The following is a 19,230-nucleotide window of genomic DNA, read 5'->3' as shown; positions in this document are numbered from 1 at the left end:
AGAAAGTCAGTTGAGGCCTGAGCGATGTGCCTAATGAAGTGTTAACCATCTTGATCAGGCTGCTATCACTCTGAAAGTTAATGAGATGTCGAAAGGGGGGCGTTTGAGACGAGGTTGGAAAACTGCGCTTGCCGGCCTTTTGTCGGCAGCGTGTGCGTCTTTCATGTCGGCTGCTGCGGACTGGTCGGGGCCATCTGAGGGCTATGCGGCACGGGCAGACGCGTGCCGCCTGGCGCCCGAACATGCCTGCGTCCTCGCACTCCTATGGGAAAATGAACCGCGGATCGAAAAGAGCGATATGGCGAGTTTCCGAGCCGCCTTTATGCGCACCGCAATCCTGACGCGGGACGAAGAGCTGATTGAGCGCTGGAAAGAGATCACAGGCCTGAATTCAGAATTTGCGATCAATGCGTTCCGGGTGAGGACGGCCGCACGTTGGGAAGATCGCAGGGCCCTTCTGGATTACCGCGACCGGATCGAACGCGGATATGATCCTGGCATGTTCGACCGTGAGGCGCTCGCCTCGGGTCTGGCGGCTGTCGGCGCGATCGAGTTTGCGCGAGATATGGCTGCGACGATCCCGAATGATGAAGGGACGCCGGAAACCGTCCGGCGGCTGCATGAGCAGGCCATGGAGAACATCGCCCTCAATAGTCGCGAGCTCATATCGCCGCGTGACTGGGCTCTGGCCGAAAGCGGGAAGGATAGCTGGCCGACGGACGCGTTCCGGCAGATCAGGCAAAGCGAAATCGAACTGCGCGCTTCTCTGCGATCCAGTATCTACAGCGAGCGGTTGCGCAGCAGGGCTCTGGAGCGGCTGGAGAAAGAATTTGGCGCAGATGGAACCCAGTATCTCCGCGCAGTCATCTATCTCGCGCCGACGCTCGCACAAATGGATGACCGCTTTTTCGAGAGGCTGATGGAAGTGCGGGTAGACCCAGAGGATGACGAGGTCGCGCGATATCTGTTGATGGTCGGGGCTAACCTGCGCGGACGCGAGCAGAAGGCATTTCTCAAAGCGTTCGACAAGGCGCGAGAGGAGCTGCCGCCAGGCCTCTCTCAGATCCGTGGGCGCATCCATATGCCCAGGGAGCCTGTCCCGGCGATTGAGCGGGTGCTTTTTGGCTATTCAGCTGGAAGCGATGCCGCATCAGAAGCTCAACTGGCGCTTGCCACCCTGGATGAAGAGGCGTTGCTGGCGAAAATACGCGCGCCGGACACTGATTTCAGTGAGGACTGGAGTGACGTTGTCGCCGCGCTTTTGCGGACCGAGAAGTCGTCTCCTCTCGCGCAGAAGATCGCAGAAGCAGCTATGGAGGGGGCCCGCATATCCGGCACGGGCTCTGCGGCCTATGCCGTTGCTGAAACGGTGGCGCGCTGGGCAGTCGATCATTGCCAGCGTGATGTTTTCGATCAGGCCGCAAACCTCAGTTTCAGCCGGGACACATCTGCTTATGAAATGTGGAACGCCCGCTTTACCGGTGACCCGGCAAGCGTCGCCCTGAAAATTGCGGAGAACCCGGACGCGCGCCGTTCGAGCGTGGAACGCGCGCTCATCGCGTACGAGGTCATCGTCCTGCGTGGGTATTGCAAGGCTACGGAGAGCTGAGCCCTGCCGGGACGAGAGATATCGCGCCAAAACCTGATCGCTGCCTGATGACCGCAGGCGCGAAGCACCCTATGGTCCGGCCATGTCCGACGAAGCCTCCCTGCAGCCAGACCACCCGAATGCCGGGTCCAAGGAAATCGGTGCCCTCGCCCATCTTTACCGGGCAGAGGTCTATCGATCGACGATCTGGCGCCAGCGTCTCGATATGACGACCAACTGGGCTGTCGTGTCCACGGGCATTGCCCTTTCTGTCAGTTTCGCGACCGCGACCGCGTCTCCGCTGCCGATCGTTCTGGTTGGCATGCTGTCAGTCATGTTCCTTTTTCTCGAGGCGCGCCGCTACCGGTACTTCATGGTGTGGAAGTTTCGCGCGCGCCTGCTTGAGCTCGCGGTCATGGTGCCGATCCTGCGGGGGCAGGGCGCGTCGATCCCGCAGGACAGGGGCACGGCGCTGTCCGACGATTATGTGCGCCCCCGGCACCGAATCTCGTCTTTCCGGGCGCTCGGCCAGCGACTGCGTCGCAATTATCTCTGGATTTTTGCAATCCAGTACGCCGCCTACCTGGCGAAGATATGGATCCATCCGATCGAAGCAGCCTCCATCGGTCAGGCGCTTGAGCGGGCCCATATTGGCGCCATCCCGGGCTGGCTGGCCATCATTCTCGGCACGTGCCTGCTCGTCGCCTTCATTACGCTGACCGTGTGGGCATGGGCCGCAGAGCGCGCCGACAAGACGAAGATGGCAGATTATCTCGATACCGAAGGACCAGGCATCTAGGCGCCTGTTCGCCGGTGCAGCAATAATAAGTTGCGCTGCGGTTCAAAACCCTTATGTCGATGCCCAGACGCCTCAGGCATCGATCATGTGATCCGAGAGCCAGTTAGCCCGGGTCGAGCGACTTTCCTTTACCGATCGTTGCCCTGACGAACCCAAGCCCTGATCAGCGCAAATCATCGAACGCGGCAGGCTGGTCTGCTGCGCCCGTCCATTGGCGCCTTTCGTCGGCATTCGTCCGCGATCAGGCAGATACTGAAAGATATTCGTTTGACACAGTTCAAAGACCTCGGCCTCGCCGAGCCACTTCTTCGTGCCCTTGCTGCCGAAGGTTATACCGATCCAACCCCAATTCAGTCGCAGGTCATTCCAGCGATGATGGAAGGCCATGATGTCCTGGGCACGGCCCAGACGGGCACAGGCAAGACGGCCGCCTTCGTGCTGCCGATCCTTCACCGCCTTTCAGGCCTCGGCACCCGTCCCGGCCCAAAAACCTGTCGTGCGCTGATCCTTGCGCCGACACGTGAGCTTGCCGCGCAGATCGCAGACAGCGTTCGTGTCTATGGCAAGCACTCACACCTCTCGGCGGCGGTTGTCGTTGGGGGCCTGAAGATCAACAAGCAGATCCGTGCGCTTGAGCGCGGCGTCGACATTCTGGTGGCAACACCGGGCCGGCTGCTGGATCTGAAGTCGCAGAACGCCGTGCGCTTCGACGACGTCCAGACGGTCGTGCTGGATGAAGCCGACCACATGATGGATATGGGCTTCCTGCCGCAGATCAAGAAAGTGCTTCAGCAGTTGCCGAAACAGCGCCAGACCGCGCTTCTATCTGCAACGATGCCAAAAGACATTCGCGCGCTTGCCGACCAGTTCCTGAAAGACCCGGTCAATGTTGCGGTGTCGCAGGAGTCCAAACCTGTCGACCGGATCGACCAGACGGTCCGTTTCGTGCCGCATACGCAGAAGCGCGATATCCTGACCGAGATCCTTCGCGGCGACAAAGTCGAAAGCGCGATCGTTTTCACGCGCACAAAACGCGGCGCAGACCGTGTGACCAAGCATCTGGAACAGGCTGGCCTGGCAGCTGCTGCCATTCACGGCAACAAGAGCCAGAACCAGCGCACCAAGGCGCTTGATGCCTTCAAGAGCCGCAAGCTTCTGGTGCTGGTCGCAACGGACATCGCGGCCCGCGGGATCGACATCGATCAGGTCAGCCATGTTGTGAACTTCGAGCTGCCAAACGTACCGGAATCCTATGTGCACCGAATTGGCCGGACCGCACGTGCTGGCGAGAGCGGCATCGCGATCACGCTCTGTGATGGCGAAGAGCGCAAACTGCTGCGCGACATCGAAAAACTCATCGGCGCACGTATTCCGACCGAAGGTCATGTGCCTGATGCGCCATCCGGCGGTGGCGGGCAAAGCAATCGCTCTTTTGATCCAACCAATAGAGCCTCCGGCAAGCCCAAGTCACGCTCGCGCAACCCCAATGGGAGCCGGGGCCGCAATCAGGGTCAAAGAGGTGGTCAGAACCGGCAGCAGCAAAGCAGCTCGTCCACTTGACCTGACAGGGCTTTTCGCATTTAACCCCCCGCTTCAGGACGGGATGGTGTGGCGCCGCCGTTGAGATCGTGAAGCTCGCAAGGGACGCTTCACCGGCCCACGTCTTAAAAGGAAGACACATATGTCACGTCGTCACTCGACGAAGTACAAGATCGACCGCCGCGTCGGTGAAAATATCTGGGGCCGCCCCAAATCGCCAGTCAACAAGCGTCCGACCAAGCCAGGCCAGCATGGCCAGGGCCGCCGTCAGAAGACGTCTGACTATGGTCTTCAGCTTATGGCCAAGCAGAAGCTGAAGTTCCATTATGGCGACATCACCGAGAAGCAGTTCCGCCGCACCTATGACGAAGCAAACCGTCAAAAGGGCAACACGGCAGAGAATCTGATCGGCCTGCTCGAGACACGTCTCGACGCGTTTGTCTATCGTTCGAAGTTCGTGCCGACAGTCTTTGCTGCCCGTCAGTTCGTCAATCACGGCCACGTGAAAGTGAACGGGGTAAAGACCAATATCGGCTCTTTCCGCCTGAAAGTCGGCGACGTCGTGGAAATCCGCGAGAAGTCCCGCAACATCGCGCTCGTCCTGGAAGCCCTCGGTTCGCCTGAGCGGGATATCCCGGACTATATCGATGTTGATCCAAAAGCGATGACGGCAACGCTGGTTCGCGTGCCTGAACTCCATGACGTGCCTTATGCCGTCAAGATGGAGCCATCGCAGGTGGTCGAGTTCTACTCGTCCTAAGCCGTTTCAGGCACTTGAAGTTCTGATCAAGCCGCGCTCCTCTGGGCGCGGCTTTTTCTTTTGGCCGGTTCCACTGAAAGGATATCTTCATGGCGAAACCCGAAATCGACGAGGTGGGTCAGCGTTTCCTGGCGGTGCCCGGCCAGCCATTCGACCTTGCCGCGCGTGACAGTGGCGACCGGGTGCTCTTTCCCGACAAGAAGCATGCGCGCAAGTCGCTTCAGAGCGACGCGGCCGCGATCGATGAGCTGCAGGATCTTCTCTACGCGACGCAGGAGCGTGCGCTTCTGATCGTGCTGCAGGGCATGGATACGTCAGGAAAGAGCGGCGTCATCCGCAATGTTTTCGCGCAGACCTCCCCGCTCGGCATGCAGGTGAAAGCCTTCAAGGCACCCAGCAAGGAGGAGCTGGCGCACGACTATCTCTGGCGTGTGCATAAAGCGGTGCCGCCCAAGGGCATTATCGGCATCTTTGACCGGTCTCACTATGAGGACGTGCTGGTCGTGAAGGTTCGCGAGTTTGCGCCCGCCGATCAGATCGAGCAGCGCTATGAGCAGATCAACCAGTTCGAAAAACACCTCTCCGAAAACGGGGTCACGATCCTGAAATTCATGCTGCATGTCGGTCATGAGGAGCAGGGAGAGAGACTGAAAGAGCGGATTACCGAGCCGCACAAGCGCTGGAAGTTCAATCCGGGTGACCTTGAGGACCGCAAGCTCTGGCCGGAGTTCATGGCGGCTTATGAGACGATGGTGGAGCGCTGCTCCACGCCGTGGGCCCCCTGGCATGTCATCCCGGCCGACAGCCGCACACGACGGAACGCGGCCATCGCGCGGATTGTACGCGGCGCGCTTGAGGACATGGATCTGGCGTTTCCAGACCCGGGTCTTCGGCTTGAAGACTATGATTTCAGCTGAGCCGTAGGTAAAAAGGGCCCGCATGCGGTGCAGGCCCTTTTCAATTCGTCGATGTGATACGTCGTCTAGCTTGAAACGCGGATCGAGCCGCCGCTGGACTTGTCCATGGTGACATTCGTTGCGCCGCCTTTTACGCGCACGCTGCCGCCGCTTGAGGCCTCGGCATTTACGCGGTCCGACGCGTGGGCCCGGATCGAGGCACCAGATGAGACTTCGGCGTCCAGGGCGTCACAGACGAGGTCGCTGGCGGAAATCGTCGAGCCGGACGATGCCTCAGCCGAAATCGTGTCACAGGTGCCGTCAAGCTCCATGCTCGCTCCCGAAGAAGAATCTGCGCTGACTTCGCAGGCGACAATGCCGCCAACAGTGATGCTTGCGCCAGAAGAGACATCAAGCATCAATTCGTCTGCGCTGACGCCATTACCGGTCAGGCTTGAGCCGGACGAGGCCTCGAGGGAGGAGAGGGCGTCTGTGCCAACCATTACCGAATAGGACGGGCGTCTTTTCCCCCAGCTGAGGCGGCGAGGGCGCTTCAGCGTCAGCGTGCCGTCCTTGGAGCTGACGACGATATCGTCAAAGTCGCCGTCTTCATTCTCGACGATGACTGATGTGGACGTTCCGGTTTCGAACGTCACTTCAATGCCGGCCGAGACATCAATCGCGTCGAAGCCGGCGACATCATAGATACGGGTTTCGGCAAGAGCGGGGAGTGCCAGCGCGGTGCTAAGGGATAGCGCGGCAAGGGTGAGGCGAGGGGACATGGCAAGTTCCTTATCTTGTTGCGGTCTCTGTCAAGATTTTGCTTGACTTCGATTTATCGAAAATCAATACGATTGATTATCGTAAGTCAATAAGGAAATATCCAATGGGTCAAAAATATCTGAAAGCCACCATGGTGGCTGGCCTCGTCGGGGCGTTCGCGCTGAGCGGCTGCGTGATCGTCGATGCAGACGAACATGTCCGTGCAGACTGGAGCGGAGAGCGCGATTATGGAGAGCTGATGGGCGCCGATGTCAGCGCAGACGCTATCACCATACGCGTGACATCAAATGGCTGCACGACGAAGGATTTCATCGGCGCAAACGTCAAGAAATCTGGCGATGACCGGTTCTCGGTTGGCTTCTATCGGGAGCGTCAGGACTATTGCGAAGCGTATCTGCCTGACGGCGTCTCGCTGAGCTGGACGTTTGAAGAGCTTGGCATTCCGGACGGCGCTGTAGTGCGCATTCGCAACGATGTGAGCAACTAGGCGAGGCGGCTATCAGGCGGCCCTACGTCCTCGTCCTTCGACTTCGCTCAGGATGAGGACGTTGGTGGCGCCTGATCAGGCAGGCTCGCCGTAGAGGTCATACTCGTCGGCGTCCGTGATGCGGGCGCTGACGATGTCGCCTGGCTGAAGATGGCTGGCCTTGTCGAGATAGACGATGCCGTCGACTTCCGGTGCATCGGCCTTGCTGCGCCCAAGCATCTCGCCATCAGCCTCGCCGGGCCCGTCAATGATAACATCCTGCACGGTGCCGATCTGCGCTTCGGCGCGCTCGGCCGAGACCGCCGCCTGGACCGCCATGAAGCGATGCCAGCGTTCGTCTTTGACCTCTTCCGGCAGGTGGCCCGGGAGGTCGCGGCTTTCTGCGTGCTGGACGTTTTCGTATTTGAAGCAGCCAGCCCGGTCGATCTTCGCCTCGCGGATGAAGTCGAGCAGGATTTCGAAGTCTTCCTCGGTTTCCCCCGGAAAGCCGACAATGAAGGTCGAGCGGATGGTCATGCCCGGAACATCGCGGCGCCATTGCTGGATACGCTCCAGGACGCGGTCCTGCTTGGCAGGGCGTTTCATCGCTTTCAGCACATTGGCAGACGCATGCTGAAACGGGATGTCGAGATAGGGAAGGATCGTCCCGTCGGCCATCAGCGGGATGACCTTGTCGACATGTGGATAGGGGTAAACATAGTGCATGCGCACCCAGGCCCCGAGGGAGCCGAGCCCGCGCGCCAGGTCGAGGAAGCGGGTCTCATACTCTTCGCCCTTCCACATTTGCGGGGCGTACTTCACGTCGAGGCCATAGGCAGACGTGTCCTGGCTGATCACCAGAAGCTCATTCACACCGGCCCGGACGAGCTGTTCGGCCTCTGTGAGGACATGATGGATCGGCCGGGAGACAAGGTCGCCGCGCAGCTTCGGAATGATGCAGAAGCTGCAGCGATTATTACAGCCCTCTGAAATCTTCAGATACGAATAATGACGCGGGGTGAGCTTCAGCCCCGTTTCCGGCACAAGGTCGGTGAACGCATCAGGCGGCGGCGTGAGGTGGGTATGAACCGCCTCCATCACCTGCTCATATTGATGCGGGCCCGTGACGGCGAGAACCTTGGGATGCGCCTTCTGGATGACGTCCGGTTCTGCACCAAGGCAGCCCGTGACGATCACCTTGCCATTTGCCTCGATCGCCTCGCCGATAGCTTCGAGGCTCTCATCGCGCGCGCTGTCGAGGAAGCCGCACGTATTGACGAGAACAAGGTCTGCCCCCGCATAGTCCGGTGAGATCGCATAGCCTTCGGCGCGCAGCCGCGTGATGATGCGCTCAGAATCGACCAGCGCCTTCGGGCAGCCAAGCGAGACTATGCCCACTTTCGGCTGGGTCTTCACAGGCGCGATCGGCGGATTTTCCACAAGTGTGCTCATGGGGCGCGCGTTTAACAGCGGCGGGCCCCAATGGAAAGCGTGATAGCGTAGTAGAACAGTCTTCTCACGCAGCACGTCGACGCGCGTGAATGGCTATTCGCCGCTATTCCGGGTGCGCCTCCAGAAATGCGATCAGCTCATCTTTCCAGATGGCCGCTGCCGTATGTGTGCCGTGTCCGCGGGTTTCTTCGCTGGCGGGGATGAGGACGAAGCGGGCTTTCGGCATCTGCGCGGCGAGCGCTTCGGGATCGCCGAGGCCCGGCGGGTTGATGAAGTCGTCGGTTGAATTGATCCAGAGCACGGGCACCTCAATTTCAGAGAGACGCGGCGCAGGGTTGTATGTCCGCGACGCATCGAACTGGTAGATCGTGTCGTTTGGATCGACAGCGCGGGCCTTCAGGGCTTCCTGAGATGCATGCAGCGCTTCAATCGAGGCGTCACGCGTCGGTGCTTCAGCCTGGAGGCGATACGGATTTCCGCCGGCCAGAATCAGCGTGTTCGCATAGACAAGCTGGCCCGTTTCCAGATCCGCTGCGTCCTCATAGTTGCCCCTGTCATAGTCAGGGTCGTCCTCGAAGCCGTCGATTATCATCTGGCGGAACATGCGGTTGCGGCCCGCGATCTCTATCGCGTTGCAGGCGAGCGGGACGAAACGTTCAACGAAGTCCGGATACTCTGGTCCCCAGACGAAGCTGTGCATGCAGCCCATGGAGGTGCCGATAATCATGTCGAGACTTTCGACATCTGCGTGTTCGGTGAGCATACGGTACTGGGCGCGCACCATATCGTCATAGTCATAGCGTGGGAAATCGAGCCGCATGCCGTCGCTCGGCTTGGAGCTGTCACCATGACCGAGATTGTCGGGCGAGATGATGTAGGTATCTGCGAGGTCCAGTGGCTGGCCGGGCCCGAACAGTTCATCACCGAATAGTGGGCGCAGCAGGGATGTGCCGCTGCCGCCGGTGCCGTGGAGAAGCATCACCGCATTGGTGATCTTGCCATCAGCATCTCTCTCCGGTGTGCCGAGCGTGTAATAACTCATGGTGACTGGCATGATTTCGCCCGTGCCAAACTCAAAGTTTTCGAGTTGGACGGTGTGCGGTTCGGCCTGCGCGGCCCAGTTTTCGGCGGTCGCGGTGGTCGAAACGGCGAGCGCTCCGAGCGCGAACAGAACGGCTTTGATCATCATGGCAGGCCCTTTTTCTGAGGTCATGGTCTGAATGGCGTGGCGATCCGCAGGAGACGGTAGTTGCACAGACGCTTGCGACTAGTCCTGCACGAATTTTTTGTAGGCTGCCTCGAAGTCTGGATGCCAACGCGAAAGAGCGGGACGGTTCTTGATGATGTCGTCGGCCGTCCACTGGATGCGTTTTTCATCCAGGTTGCGCGGTGTCTCATTGTCCGGGCAGATAATGTAGAAGTCGCCGCTATCGAGACGATCCATCATGAAATCAACTGTTTCCTCGGCTGTGGTGGCGAAAGGGGGTTTTTGCGGGATGAAGCGGCTGATCATCGGCGTATAAACAAAGCCGGGCACGAGCAAATGGGCGGCCAACTGGCAGTCTTCTTCAGCGCGAAGCGCGTGCGCGACGCTTTCGGTGTAGGCCAGCACCCCCGCCTTGGAGAGGTTGTAGGCATAGTTACCAGGAGGGCGGGTAATGCCCTGTTTGGACGCGGTGTTGATGATGGCGCCGGGCTCTCCGTGCGCGAGCATTGATGGAATGAAGGCGTGACAGCCATGCACGACGCCCATGAGATTGATATCCAGCATGCTTTTGAACGCATCGATATCCTCCCAGGGTTTGGTGCCCATTCGCGCAATACCCGCATTGTTCATCAGGCAGTGGACCGGTCCGAATTCCGCTGAAGCAGTTTCGGACAGCGCAGAGACCGCCGCAGGGTTTGACACATCGCAGACTCTCGTCAGAACGCCGCCTGAATTTGGGAAGGAAGTCTTTGCTGCCTCGAGAGCCTCTGCATTCACGTCGGCCAGGACAACGTTCATGCCGGCCGCCGAGAAACGCCGCGCCGCCTCAAGTCCGATACCCCCCGCCGCGCCCGTTATGACCGCTGTGTTTCCACGTTTTAGCCAAGCCGTCATGTTTGTTCCCAGCATCGTTGACAGGGCAGGCTAGCAGGTTTGGACGAAGTGGCCATGACGAACGATTAGAAAAAAAACGCCGCAGTCCGGAGGCTGCGGCGTGTGGATGTCATACTGAAAGGAAAGCCTCAGGCCGCTTCCATCTCGATGCCTTTTTCGGCCATGAACTCTTTGAGTTCACCGCTTTCGAACATTTCCTTGATGATGTCGCAGCCGCCGACGAATTCGCCTTTGACGTAGAGCTGCGGGATCGTTGGCCAGTCGGAATAGACCTTGATACCTTCGCGGATGGTCTGATCTTCCAGGACATTGGTCGCGGCATAATCAACGCCGAGAAAGTCGAGCACCTGCACAACGACGGAGGAGAAACCGCACTGCGGGAAGGTTGGCGTGCCTTTCATGAAGACCACAACGTCATTGCTCTTCACGGCCTTGTCGATGGCTTGCTGGACGTCGTCGCTCATTCTGGTCTCCAATCGGATCATGCGGTGTAGAGGTCAAATGTGTGGCGAGGGGCGCCGCGCTTCAAGGGGCAGGGCTCGGGCCCGCCGCAGTGATCGCTGGCCTTGCCGCCCCGCCTTGTCGACCGGCCTCGCCTAGTCCTTCGTTTCTTTCATGATCTGCTCGCGGGCGATGGCGAGGAGTTCGGCCATGTGCTCACGGATGCGTGCGTCGGAGCGGTCAACGCCCTTGGCATCGAAATCACCGCGGACCTTGCGGAAGACATCTTCGTCGCCTGGCTCTTCAAGATCGGCCATGACAACCGTTTTTGCGTACGCGTCGGCTTCGGACCCGGAAAGGTTCATGAGATCGGCTGCCCAGAGTCCGAGCAGCTTGTTGCGGCGGTTCATAACTTTGAAATTGAGGGCGGAGTCGTGGGCGTATTTTGCTTCCTCGGCGCGCTCGCGATCGTCGAATGTGCTCATGGTAAGCCCTCCTCTTGATTGGGCATGAATGGCTCTGGCCGGGGTATAGATTGCCGAGGCCTGCCTGCGCAAGCCGATAGAGCCGTCGCGGCAGGTTACGGGCCCTATCGGGCCTGCTGAATCATTATTTGTTTCACCCGGATACTCGCGTTATCAATCCGCCTTGTTCAGGGGGCGTCCGCAGGCAAGCCGCGCGTCTGCCCCCGTTGCGGAGGACCGGCCATGTCGCGCAGACGCATGATATATGAGGGCAAGGCGAAGATCCTTTACGAAGGACCAGAGCCTGGAACCCTGATCCAGTACTTCAAGGATGACGCGACCGCGTTCAACGCGGAAAAGCGCGCCGTGCTGGATGGCAAGGGTGTCCTCAATAACCGCATCAGCGAATTCCTGATGACGCGGCTGGCTTCGGTCGGCATCCCCAATCACTTCATCAAGCGCCTCAACATGCGCGAACAGCTGATCAAGAAGGTGGAGATCATTCCGCTGGAAGTGATCGTTCGCAATGTGGCCGCTGGCACCATGTCGAAACGCCTCGGTATCCCGGAAGGCGAGACACTGCCGCGGGCAATCGTCGAGTTCTGCTACAAGAAGGATGAACTGGGCGATCCGCTGGTTTCAGAGGAGCATATCGCCGCCTTTGGCTGGGCCAGCCAGCAGGAGATGGACGACATCATCTCTCTTGCCCTGCGCATAAACGACTTCATGTCGGGTCTCTTCTCCGCCGTCGGCATCCGGCTCATCGACTTCAAGCTGGAGTTTGGCCGCCATTTCGAGGGCGACCTTGTGCGCACGATCCTGGCTGACGAGATCAGCCCCGATAGCTGCCGTCTCTGGGACTATGAGACCAATGAGAAGCTCGACAAGGACCGGTTCCGCCGTGACCTTGGCGGGGTGACCGAGGCCTACGCCGAAGTTGCGCGCCGTCTTGGTATCATCAAGGAAAGCGCCCAGGGCGGGGATGTCATCGACTTCAACAATGGTGTGAAGTAGCCTGACGCCTTCCTGACTGGGGGGACAAGGTCATGGCACTCAAGATCATCGGCGCGGGGTTTGGCCGTACCGGCACGCTTTCCATGAAAGCCGCGCTCGAAAAACTCGGCTACGCCAAATGCCATCACATGATGGAAGTCTTTCCGAGCGATTTTCAGCTCGATAGCTGGCACGCCATCGGCAAAGGCGAAACGCCCGACTGGGATGCGGTGTTTTACGGCTTTCAGGCCAGCGTGGATTTTCCCTCTTCGGCCTACTGGCGTGAGCTTTCTCAGCACTATCCGGATGCGAAAGTCATACTGACGACGCGCAGTTTCGATAGCTGGTATGAAAGCGTGCGCGAAACGATCTATCCCGTTTCGGCGGGCATTCCCCGCTGGATGACGCTCATTCCCAAGGTCCGCAAGATCAAGGAAATGACCCGCAATGCGATCTGGGAACGCGTCTTCGACGGCCGTTTCGAGGACAAGGAACACGCCAGAAAAGTCTTCGAGCAGCATGAAGCCGATGTGAAGGCGACGATCCCGGCTGACCGGTTGCTGGTCTTCCATCCAAAAGAGGGGTGGGAACCGCTCTGCACGTTTCTCGGAGAGCCGGTGCCAGACAAGCCCTTCCCGAATGTGAATGACCGGGCCGATTTCAGAAAGCGGGTGGCTGCCTTCACCTGGCTGAACCGCGCGCCGTGGATTCTCGGCGCGCTTGTCGCTGCAGGGGTGATTGCCGCAGCGCTCGCGTTTCAATAGGAAACGAAATCAGCTAGACGGAACGCGTCAGTTTTGAGCGGAGACCTTTGCCCATGAAAGCCATTGTCCATGTCGGCCTGAAACCCGGCGTTCTCGATCCGCAGGGCAAGGCGGTTGCTGATACGCTTGGCCGTATGGGCTATGATGAAGTGCAGGGCGCGCGTATCGGCAAAGTGATCGAGCTGGACCTCGACGGCGTTGAAGCCGGCAAGGCCGATGCCCGCGTCAAGGAAATGTGCGAGAAGCTGCTCGCCAATACGGTCATCGAATCCTATCGATACGAACTGGTCGAATAGGCGTTGCCTCGCTAGTCTTCCCGAAAACCAGGGAGGACCAGACATGATCAAGCTCACATTCTGTCTGCACAGACTGCCGCATCTGTCGCGAGACGAGTTCCAGACATACTGGCGCGAGAACCATGCGCCGCTGGTTGCAAAGCACGCAAAGACGCTTGGTATTGCGCGCTATGTCCAGACGCACGCGCTGACGCATGATTTCAATGGGGTGATGCGTGGCAGCCGGGACGCACCGGACATGTATGATGGCATCGCCGAAATCTTCTTCGAGAGTTGGGAGGCTCTGTTCGCGGCGGGCGAGAACGAAGGAAACGCAGAAGCTGGCGCGGCCCTGCTTGAGGATGAGCGCAAGTTTATCGACTTGCCGCGCTCACCTCTGTGGTTCAATGAAGAGCATGTGATCGTTGGCTAGGGGACTTCGGCATGGCCCGGTTCATGCTTTGGATTTCAGTATGAAACACCATTTTCTCGTCATTGCCGCCCTTGCCATTGTCCTGCCTGCGACGGGTGAGGAAATCTGTCGCTCCATCTCGACAAGCTGGGACACCGCCAGCGGTCAGAGCTTCAACACGCGGATGTGGACCAAAGCTGACGAGGCTGGCTGCAAGATCATCGAGCACACTGTCGATGGCGAAAGGGTCGATGGCGTCGATTGCAATTGTGATCTGATCGCCGATGGCGAAGAGGCCCGTATTCCAGAACCCGTCTCTGAGCGCCAGCGCGGACGGCTGACCGAGATATGTCTCGGCCCGATCGCGCAAGAGCCAGAAGCGCCAGTGTCCAAGCCCGGTGACCCGATCATTATCGACGGCTAGGCCAGGTCAGGCTTGCACTGATCTACAGTCGTCATGACGATTAGAGTTAAAAAAAGCCCCGGCAGCGCAAAGGCGGCCGGGGCTCCTAATTGTTGATGACGTCGCCGCCATCATTAGCAAACGCGCGAAGCGTTACGCCATTTTCTTTTCGAGGTTCTCGGCGACGGCTTCGAGGAAGCCTTCGGTCGTCAGCCAGTCCTGATCCGGGCCGATGAGAAGCGCGAGGTCCTTGGTCATCTTGCCGCTTTCGACCGTTTCGATGACGACCTGCTCGAGGTCTTCGGCGAACTTGGTCACTTCCGGCGTGTTATCGAGACGGCCACGGTGCGCGAGGCCACGTGTCCAGGCATAGATCGACGCGATCGAGTTGGTCGAGGTCGCTTCGCCCTTCTGGTGGTTGCGGTAGTGACGGGTCACGGTGCCGTGGGCAGCCTCTGCTTCAACCGTCTTGCCGTCTGGCGACATGAGGACCGAGGTCATCAGGCCGAGCGAACCGAAGCCTTGGGCAACCGTGTCCGACTGGACGTCGCCATCATAGTTTTTACAGGCCCAGACATAGCCGCCGGACCATTTCATGGCCGCTGCGACCATGTCATCGATCAGGCGGTGCTCATAGGTGCCGCCGAATTCCTTGAAGGCGTCAGCAAATTCAGCGTCGAACACTTCCTGGAACAGGTCCTTGAAGCGGCCGTCATAGGCTTTCAGGATCGTGTTCTTGGTCGAGAGGTAGACCGGCCATTTGCGGGTCAGACCGAAATTGAACGAGGCTCGGGCAAAGTCACGGATGGAATCATCGAAATTGTACATGCCCATCGCGATGCCGGCTTCCGGGAAGTCCATGACTTCGTATTCCTTGGAGTCGGACCCGTCCGACGCTTCCCATTTCATGGTCAGCTTGCCGGCGCCCGGAACGAGGAAGTCGGTGGCGCGGTACTGGTCGCCGAATGCGTGACGACCGATGACGATAGGCTGGGTCCAGCCCGGCACCAGACGCGGCACGTTCGAGATCACGATCGGCTCACGGAAGACAACCCCGCCGAGGATGTTACGGATTGTGCCGTTCGGGCTACGCCACATTTTCTTGAGGCCAAATTCCTCAACGCGCGCTTCGTCTGGCGTGATCGTCGCACATTTGACGCCGACGCCGTATTTCTTGATCGCTTCTGCAGAATCGATGGTGATCTGGTCATCGGTTGCATCACGGCTCTCAATACCGAGATCATAGTATTTCAGGTCGATATCGAGGTAGGGGTGAATGAGGCGGTCCTTGATCATCTGCCAGATGATGCGGGTCATCTCATCGCCATCGAGCTCGACGACCGGATTTTTGACCTTGATCTTTGCCATCGCGGGGAAGTCCTTTCAGTTGCACTGTATTGTGGGCGGCTATAGCAGAAGGGTTGCAATGGTCAAAAGCGGTATTCGCGCCTGCAACACATGATTGAGGCAGACCCATGAAACTCATCTCTCTTTGCGTCGCTGCCACGCTGTCTGCGAGCGTTCTTGCGGCGCCTGCAGCGGCCCAGGAAGCAGAAGCCGTTCAGCCTGCTGCGCAAGCCAAAGTCGAGGTCGGCCCGCGGGACGACGGCAACTGGTTCGTTCGATACACTTTTGATGCGCCCCAGCCGGTTTACGCCTTTGCTCATTCGACCACGGGCTACCGGCCCGCGACGTGGGCCGTCGAGACAGAGGGTGTGCGCTTCGGGCGACTGGACGGCCTTGATGTCATCACTGGCGATGGACCGTTGGGCGAGGTCGAGTTCAGCATAATCCCTCTTACCGGACAGCTGCCGGATGACCCAACGCCATTCGTGACTTTCACGGGCGGCGGTATTGCTGTCCACGATGCGCAGTTCGAGCTGGTCGGGTTCAGCGATGTCGGGGCCGTCGAGGCGCTTGAAGGAAATATCGACGCCGCCGCCTCTTCTGGGCTGATCACTGATATCACGGTGATCGCCGATGGTCCGGTGATGAATAGCCAGCAGGCAGCCGAAGACAGTCTGACCGCAAGGGTGCGCGATCAATACCTCTATATCGGCGATGGTGAATTCGAGGCCTATGAAGGCTTCAGTATGCTGGCCGATCCCTATCTGCCGGACTGGATCGAATCGAACCTGCCAGACGCCTTTGAGGGTTTCCTGAAATTGCTCGAAGCGAACTGGGGCAGCGATCTCAACGACGATATCTCTCTGATTATTGCCTATAAGGGCGGAGAGGCGCAGGGGCTCTCGCTGCATGGAAGCGTGCTCGACAGCCAGATCATGCTCGAACTTGGCGGTCAGGGCTTTGCTTCGCCGAACAGTGACGCGCTCGCCTATCTGCACTGGTACACGATCCGCGAACTGGTCGGTCTGTTCCAGACCCGGGATGGTATCGTTTTTGGTGGGCCTGAGGCCTCATGGATCCAGAGCGGGTTTGCCAATTCGATCGCTTATCAATTGATCGCATCGCAGATGCAGTCACCGGAGGCTTTCCTGTCGTCTGTCTATGAAGGGGCATTTGAAGATTGCGTGACGACGCTGGAGGGCGGGCCTCTTGAAACCGCGATTGAACGCGGCGCGGTGTCAGGCACCTATGCCTGCGGCGATTTTATAGCGCTGGCGACGGATGGTTACCTCGCCCAGCGAAACCTGTTCGGGTTCTGGGATGCGCTCAGCGACTGGGCGTCCCGCACACCGGACAAGACCGTGGACAGCCAGGTCTATTTCACAACGCTTCAATTGCTGGGGGCGGCGCCTGCCCAGCGTGAGCGGGTGCGTGCCCTCGTTGAAGACGACCTCGACAAGCCGCGCGCGGCCTTGCGGGCGCTGCTGGAAGATGCCGGGCTCAAACCGCAGTTTACCGCCAACGGACGCTTGAGCCGGCTCGACTGGCCAGACTATTCAGAGGAATGACGAAGGACCCTGTTATCATTCTGGCTGAGCCGCAGCTCGGAGAGAATATCGGCGCGACGGCGCGTGCCATGCTGAATTTCGGCCTGACCGAACTGCGCATTGCCGCGCCGCGAGATGGCTGGCCCAATCCGGCGGCAGAGCCTCTGTCGGCGGGCGCGTTTGAGGCGGGGGTTTCTGTCACCACTTATGACAGCGTGGAAGCCGCCTGCGCCGACCTGGGCTATCTGGTTGCCGCGACGGCCCGCCCGCGCGGCATGGAAAAACCGGTCACCAACGCAAGCGGCGCGGTGGATCTTATCGCGCAGCAGGCCTCTTCGGTTGGTGTAATGTTCGGCAATGAGGCCCAGGGCCTGTCCAATGATCATGTGGCGCTTTGCGATGCGATCATGACCTATCCGGTCAACAAGGCGTTCGCCTCCCTCAACCTCTCACAGGCCGTCATCGTTTTTGCGCATGCCTGGGGCGAAGCAGCCGGGCAAGAGGGACGGTTCGAGGGCGCACAGGCTGGCGTGAGCGACGTGGCGAGCAGAGAAGCCCTCTTCGGCATGTTTGAGCATTTCGAGTACGAATTAGAGCGCGCTGGCTATTTCCATCCGCCAGACAAGACCCCGCTCATGACGCGGAATTTGCGGAACGCATTCATCAGAGGGCAGTGGACCACCCAGGAGGTCCGCACCTTTCGCGGCGCGGTAAAGGCGCTGGCAATTGGCCGCGGCAAGGCGCGCATCAAGCGGGACGACTAGTCGTCATCGCCCTGATCACTCTCTCGCACCCCTTCAGGCAGGTTTGCCTGCACCAGTGCATTGGCAAGGCGCTCACCGGTCGATGCATAGACTTTTTCCGCCGAAATAGCGCCCTGATCGCAGGAATTTCGACGCGCCGCTTCGACCGAGTAGGCGGAGTTGAACGCGTCAACCATCGAGGATCTCAGCCGCCCCTGATAGGGGGCCTCCAGGCCGAGCAGTTCTTGCATATAGCTGCGCCAGTACTGGTCATTGCGGCCATTGCAGAGCACCCGTAACGCATGGGCAGAGCCAAGCGTCGATGCGAGCGCCACGACATCGCGAAGATAGTCCTGGCTGCGCACATCGGCGTATTCCCCTTCGGGCTGATACTGGCCATGGGCGCTCTGGAGTGGCAGTAAGGCAAACCCAAACAAGGCCGGGAGCAGGACGTGTACGATCTTCTGATTCATGAAAAGACATTCTCCCGGCTGGAGGAGCGTCTCAAGCCGCTGGCTGAACAAATAGCACCTCACGCACTCAGTGATAGCTCTGAATTCGGGCGGCCTTGGGGCAAGGAAGGCAGCCAGGGTGTCATTGCCTATGGCAACACGGATTCGTTTTTCAGTCCTGCGGTCCGCGAGTTTGCAAAGGCGGTCTATTCAGCCGCGCCGCTCTCATGGTTTCAGTCCAATGCCGCCGGCCTCGATAATGAGTTCCTGCAGAAGGTGGGCGAGAAGGCCGAGATCTACACTGTGAGCCATGTGCAGGCGCACGCGATTGCTGAATGGGTGCTCTGGGCGGCTTTCGACTATTTTGGCGCCGGTGCCGCCCGGCGCCAGAAGCAGGCCGACCGGGACTGGAAAAAGATACCGTTCAGGGAAGTCGGTGAGACGAGATGGCTAATCTATGGATTTGGCCATATCGGGGAAAATGTCGGACGGCGGCTGAAAGGCCTTGGGGCGCATGTGACAGGGGTGCGCCGGTCGAGCGCTGTCTCACCTTTTGCCGATCACATGATCCACCCTGACCACCTGTCGCCCGAAGACGTCGGGGCGGCCGATGCGGTGCTGCTCTGCTGTCCGCTGACATCTGAAACCGAAGATATGGCCAATGAGGCGTTCTTTGCCGCGATGTCGCCCGGCAGCCTTTTCCTCAATGTCGGACGCGGCCCACTGGTCGACGAGACAGCCCTGCTGGCGGCGCTCGACAAGGGCAGACCCGGACACGCTTCTCTGGACGTGACGCGTCAGGAGCCATTGCCAGAAGAGAGTGCGCTGTGGAGCCATCCTGGCGTGACGGTGACGCCGCACACAGCCTCGACAACCGAGGGCACGGAACGGCGCAATGACGAACAGTTCCTCGAGAACCTGTCCAGCTTTCTGAGGGGGGAGAGCTTGCGCAATGTCGTGGACGCCGGCGCGTTCAAGGCGCAGGCAAGTGTTTTCGGAAGCTGA

At 59.4% G+C, this 19,230-nt stretch carries 22 protein-coding genes; 14 read left to right on the top strand and 8 right to left on the bottom strand.

What is annotated here, in order from left to right:
• Positions 1-163: 163 nt before the first annotated feature.
• The 5 genes from F550_RS0109115 to F550_RS0109095 all read left to right on the top strand — a co-directional run bounded on the left by F550_RS0109115 (position 164) and on the right by F550_RS0109095 (position 5,603).
• Complete coding sequence (locus tag F550_RS0109115) at positions 164-1,609, top strand: hypothetical protein (protein ID WP_018148239.1); 1,446 nt, start codon at positions 164-166, stop codon at positions 1,607-1,609.
• 82 nt (positions 1,610-1,691) lie between these two features.
• Positions 1,692-2,387: a DUF2270 domain-containing protein gene (locus F550_RS0109110; RefSeq protein ID WP_018148238.1), complete on the top strand. Its 696-nt coding sequence runs from the start codon at positions 1,692-1,694 to the stop codon at positions 2,385-2,387.
• 267 nt (positions 2,388-2,654) lie between these two features.
• On the top strand, positions 2,655-3,947 hold the full coding sequence (locus F550_RS17400) for a DEAD/DEAH box helicase (protein WP_018148237.1): 1,293 nt from the start codon (positions 2,655-2,657) through the stop codon (positions 3,945-3,947).
• Between the two features lie 121 nt (positions 3,948-4,068).
• A complete protein-coding gene (rpsD, locus tag F550_RS0109100; protein ID WP_018148236.1) occupies positions 4,069-4,686 on the top strand; it encodes a 30S ribosomal protein S4 in 618 nt (205 codons plus the stop codon).
• Between the two features lie 89 nt (positions 4,687-4,775).
• Positions 4,776-5,603: a PPK2 family polyphosphate kinase gene (locus F550_RS0109095; RefSeq protein ID WP_018148235.1), complete on the top strand. Its 828-nt coding sequence runs from the start codon at positions 4,776-4,778 to the stop codon at positions 5,601-5,603.
• A gap of 65 nt (positions 5,604-5,668) precedes the next feature.
• Here the strand turns inward: F550_RS0109095 and F550_RS18535 are convergent, their stop codons facing one another.
• Positions 5,669-6,364, bottom strand: a complete 696-nt coding sequence (locus F550_RS18535; protein WP_018148234.1) for a head GIN domain-containing protein — start codon at positions 6,362-6,364, stop codon at positions 5,669-5,671.
• 104 nt (positions 6,365-6,468) lie between these two features.
• Between F550_RS18535 and F550_RS0109085 the strand changes: the two genes are divergently transcribed.
• On the top strand, positions 6,469-6,852 hold the full coding sequence (locus F550_RS0109085) for a hypothetical protein (protein WP_018148233.1): 384 nt from the start codon (positions 6,469-6,471) through the stop codon (positions 6,850-6,852).
• Positions 6,853-6,927: 75 nt separating this feature from the next.
• Here F550_RS0109085 and rimO read toward each other — a convergent pair whose 3' ends face one another.
• The 5 genes from rimO to F550_RS0109060 form a co-directional block, all read right to left on the bottom strand.
• On the bottom strand, positions 6,928-8,283 hold the full coding sequence (rimO, locus tag F550_RS0109080; protein WP_018148232.1) for a 30S ribosomal protein S12 methylthiotransferase RimO: 1,356 nt from the start codon (positions 8,281-8,283) through the stop codon (positions 6,928-6,930).
• Positions 8,284-8,386: 103 nt separating this feature from the next.
• A complete protein-coding gene (locus F550_RS0109075; protein ID WP_233349015.1) occupies positions 8,387-9,472 on the bottom strand; it encodes an alpha/beta fold hydrolase in 1,086 nt (361 codons plus the stop codon).
• A gap of 78 nt (positions 9,473-9,550) precedes the next feature.
• Positions 9,551-10,384 carry an SDR family NAD(P)-dependent oxidoreductase gene (locus F550_RS0109070; protein ID WP_026180675.1) on the bottom strand — a complete coding sequence of 278 codons (834 nt, stop codon included), beginning with the start codon at positions 10,382-10,384 and terminating at the stop codon, positions 9,551-9,553.
• A gap of 128 nt (positions 10,385-10,512) precedes the next feature.
• Positions 10,513-10,848: a Grx4 family monothiol glutaredoxin gene (gene grxD, locus F550_RS0109065; RefSeq protein ID WP_018148229.1), complete on the bottom strand. Its 336-nt coding sequence runs from the start codon at positions 10,846-10,848 to the stop codon at positions 10,513-10,515.
• A 132-nt stretch (positions 10,849-10,980) separates the two neighbouring features.
• Positions 10,981-11,310, bottom strand: a complete 330-nt coding sequence (locus F550_RS0109060) for a DUF1476 domain-containing protein (RefSeq protein ID WP_018148228.1) — start codon at positions 11,308-11,310, stop codon at positions 10,981-10,983.
• Positions 11,311-11,532: 222 nt separating this feature from the next.
• Between F550_RS0109060 and purC the strand changes: the two genes are divergently transcribed.
• The 5 genes from purC to F550_RS0109035 are packed head-to-tail and all read left to right on the top strand — an operon-like array spanning position 11,533 to position 14,157.
• Complete coding sequence (gene purC, locus F550_RS0109055) at positions 11,533-12,303, top strand: phosphoribosylaminoimidazolesuccinocarboxamide synthase (RefSeq protein ID WP_018148227.1); 771 nt, start codon at positions 11,533-11,535, stop codon at positions 12,301-12,303.
• Positions 12,304-12,335: 32 nt separating this feature from the next.
• On the top strand, positions 12,336-13,046 hold the full coding sequence (locus F550_RS0109050; RefSeq protein ID WP_018148226.1) for a sulfotransferase family protein: 711 nt from the start codon (positions 12,336-12,338) through the stop codon (positions 13,044-13,046).
• Positions 13,047-13,099: 53 nt separating this feature from the next.
• The gene (gene purS / locus F550_RS0109045) at positions 13,100-13,342 is read left to right on the top strand and encodes a phosphoribosylformylglycinamidine synthase subunit PurS (RefSeq protein ID WP_018148225.1); all 243 of its coding nucleotides are present in this window, start codon (positions 13,100-13,102) and stop codon (positions 13,340-13,342) included.
• Between the two features lie 43 nt (positions 13,343-13,385).
• The gene (locus tag F550_RS0109040) at positions 13,386-13,754 is read left to right on the top strand and encodes an EthD domain-containing protein (protein ID WP_018148224.1); all 369 of its coding nucleotides are present in this window, start codon (positions 13,386-13,388) and stop codon (positions 13,752-13,754) included.
• Between the two features lie 40 nt (positions 13,755-13,794).
• Positions 13,795-14,157, top strand: a complete 363-nt coding sequence (locus F550_RS0109035; RefSeq protein ID WP_018148223.1) for a hypothetical protein — start codon at positions 13,795-13,797, stop codon at positions 14,155-14,157.
• 132 nt (positions 14,158-14,289) lie between these two features.
• Here the strand turns inward: F550_RS0109035 and F550_RS0109030 are convergent, their stop codons facing one another.
• Positions 14,290-15,504: an NADP-dependent isocitrate dehydrogenase gene (locus F550_RS0109030; protein ID WP_018148222.1), complete on the bottom strand. Its 1,215-nt coding sequence runs from the start codon at positions 15,502-15,504 to the stop codon at positions 14,290-14,292.
• A 107-nt stretch (positions 15,505-15,611) separates the two neighbouring features.
• On the opposite strand from F550_RS0109030, the gene F550_RS0109025 reads away from it, so the two are divergent.
• Both F550_RS0109025 and F550_RS0109020 read left to right on the top strand, forming a co-directional pair.
• The gene (locus F550_RS0109025; RefSeq protein ID WP_018148221.1) at positions 15,612-17,051 is read left to right on the top strand and encodes a hypothetical protein; all 1,440 of its coding nucleotides are present in this window, start codon (positions 15,612-15,614) and stop codon (positions 17,049-17,051) included.
• Positions 17,048-17,794, top strand: a complete 747-nt coding sequence (locus tag F550_RS0109020; RefSeq protein ID WP_018148220.1) for an RNA methyltransferase — start codon at positions 17,048-17,050, stop codon at positions 17,792-17,794. The genes F550_RS0109025 and F550_RS0109020 overlap by 4 nt, the downstream gene beginning before the upstream one ends.
• Here F550_RS0109020 and F550_RS18530 read toward each other — a convergent pair.
• Positions 17,791-18,246, bottom strand: a complete 456-nt coding sequence (locus tag F550_RS18530; RefSeq protein ID WP_156807889.1) for a TIGR02301 family protein — start codon at positions 18,244-18,246, stop codon at positions 17,791-17,793. The genes F550_RS0109020 and F550_RS18530 overlap by 4 nt on opposite strands.
• Between F550_RS18530 and F550_RS17385 the strand changes: the two genes are divergently transcribed.
• Positions 18,226-19,230, top strand: coding sequence for a D-2-hydroxyacid dehydrogenase (locus F550_RS17385; RefSeq protein ID WP_018148218.1), 1,005 nt, complete (start codon positions 18,226-18,228; stop codon positions 19,228-19,230). The two genes, F550_RS18530 and F550_RS17385, sit on opposite strands and share 21 nt — an antisense overlap.

This window comes from Henriciella marina DSM 19595, assembly GCF_000376805.1.
Classification (GTDB): Bacteria; Pseudomonadota; Alphaproteobacteria; order Caulobacterales; family Hyphomonadaceae; genus Henriciella; species Henriciella marina.
Note: the sequence above shows the minus strand (reverse complement) of the source record. Positions and strands in the feature narration are given on the sequence as shown.

Excerpts from the sequence above, each read along its gene's own strand:
- F550_RS0109025 (WP_018148221.1), top strand. The coding sequence starts at position 15,612 with ATGAAACTCATCTCTCTTTGCGTCGCTGCCACGCTGTCTGCGAGCGTT.
- F550_RS0109040 (WP_018148224.1), top strand. The coding sequence starts at position 13,386 with ATGATCAAGCTCACATTCTGTCTGCACAGACTGCCGCATCTGTCGCGA.
- F550_RS0109110 (WP_018148238.1), top strand. The coding sequence starts at position 1,692 with ATGTCCGACGAAGCCTCCCTGCAGCCAGACCACCCGAATGCCGGGTCC.
- F550_RS0109095 (WP_018148235.1), top strand. The coding sequence starts at position 4,776 with ATGGCGAAACCCGAAATCGACGAGGTGGGTCAGCGTTTCCTGGCGGTG.
- F550_RS18535 (WP_018148234.1), bottom strand. The coding sequence starts at position 6,364 with ATGTCCCCTCGCCTCACCCTTGCCGCGCTATCCCTTAGCACCGCGCTG.
- F550_RS18530 (WP_156807889.1), bottom strand. The coding sequence starts at position 18,246 with ATGAATCAGAAGATCGTACACGTCCTGCTCCCGGCCTTGTTTGGGTTT.
- rpsD (WP_018148236.1), top strand. The coding sequence starts at position 4,069 with ATGTCACGTCGTCACTCGACGAAGTACAAGATCGACCGCCGCGTCGGT.
- F550_RS0109020 (WP_018148220.1), top strand. The coding sequence starts at position 17,048 with ATGACGAAGGACCCTGTTATCATTCTGGCTGAGCCGCAGCTCGGAGAG.
- F550_RS0109075 (WP_233349015.1), bottom strand. The coding sequence starts at position 9,472 with ATGATGATCAAAGCCGTTCTGTTCGCGCTCGGAGCGCTCGCCGTTTCG.
- grxD (WP_018148229.1), bottom strand. The coding sequence starts at position 10,848 with ATGAGCGACGACGTCCAGCAAGCCATCGACAAGGCCGTGAAGAGCAAT.
- F550_RS0109115 (WP_018148239.1), top strand. The coding sequence starts at position 164 with ATGTCGGCTGCTGCGGACTGGTCGGGGCCATCTGAGGGCTATGCGGCA.
- F550_RS0109035 (WP_018148223.1), top strand. The coding sequence starts at position 13,795 with ATGAAACACCATTTTCTCGTCATTGCCGCCCTTGCCATTGTCCTGCCT.
- F550_RS0109070 (WP_026180675.1), bottom strand. The coding sequence starts at position 10,384 with ATGACGGCTTGGCTAAAACGTGGAAACACAGCGGTCATAACGGGCGCG.
- F550_RS0109050 (WP_018148226.1), top strand. The coding sequence starts at position 12,336 with ATGGCACTCAAGATCATCGGCGCGGGGTTTGGCCGTACCGGCACGCTT.
- rimO (WP_018148232.1), bottom strand. The coding sequence starts at position 8,283 with ATGAGCACACTTGTGGAAAATCCGCCGATCGCGCCTGTGAAGACCCAG.
- F550_RS0109030 (WP_018148222.1), bottom strand. The coding sequence starts at position 15,504 with ATGGCAAAGATCAAGGTCAAAAATCCGGTCGTCGAGCTCGATGGCGAT.
- F550_RS0109085 (WP_018148233.1), top strand. The coding sequence starts at position 6,469 with ATGGGTCAAAAATATCTGAAAGCCACCATGGTGGCTGGCCTCGTCGGG.
- F550_RS0109060 (WP_018148228.1), bottom strand. The coding sequence starts at position 11,310 with ATGAGCACATTCGACGATCGCGAGCGCGCCGAGGAAGCAAAATACGCC.
- purS (WP_018148225.1), top strand. The coding sequence starts at position 13,100 with ATGAAAGCCATTGTCCATGTCGGCCTGAAACCCGGCGTTCTCGATCCG.
- purC (WP_018148227.1), top strand. The coding sequence starts at position 11,533 with ATGTCGCGCAGACGCATGATATATGAGGGCAAGGCGAAGATCCTTTAC.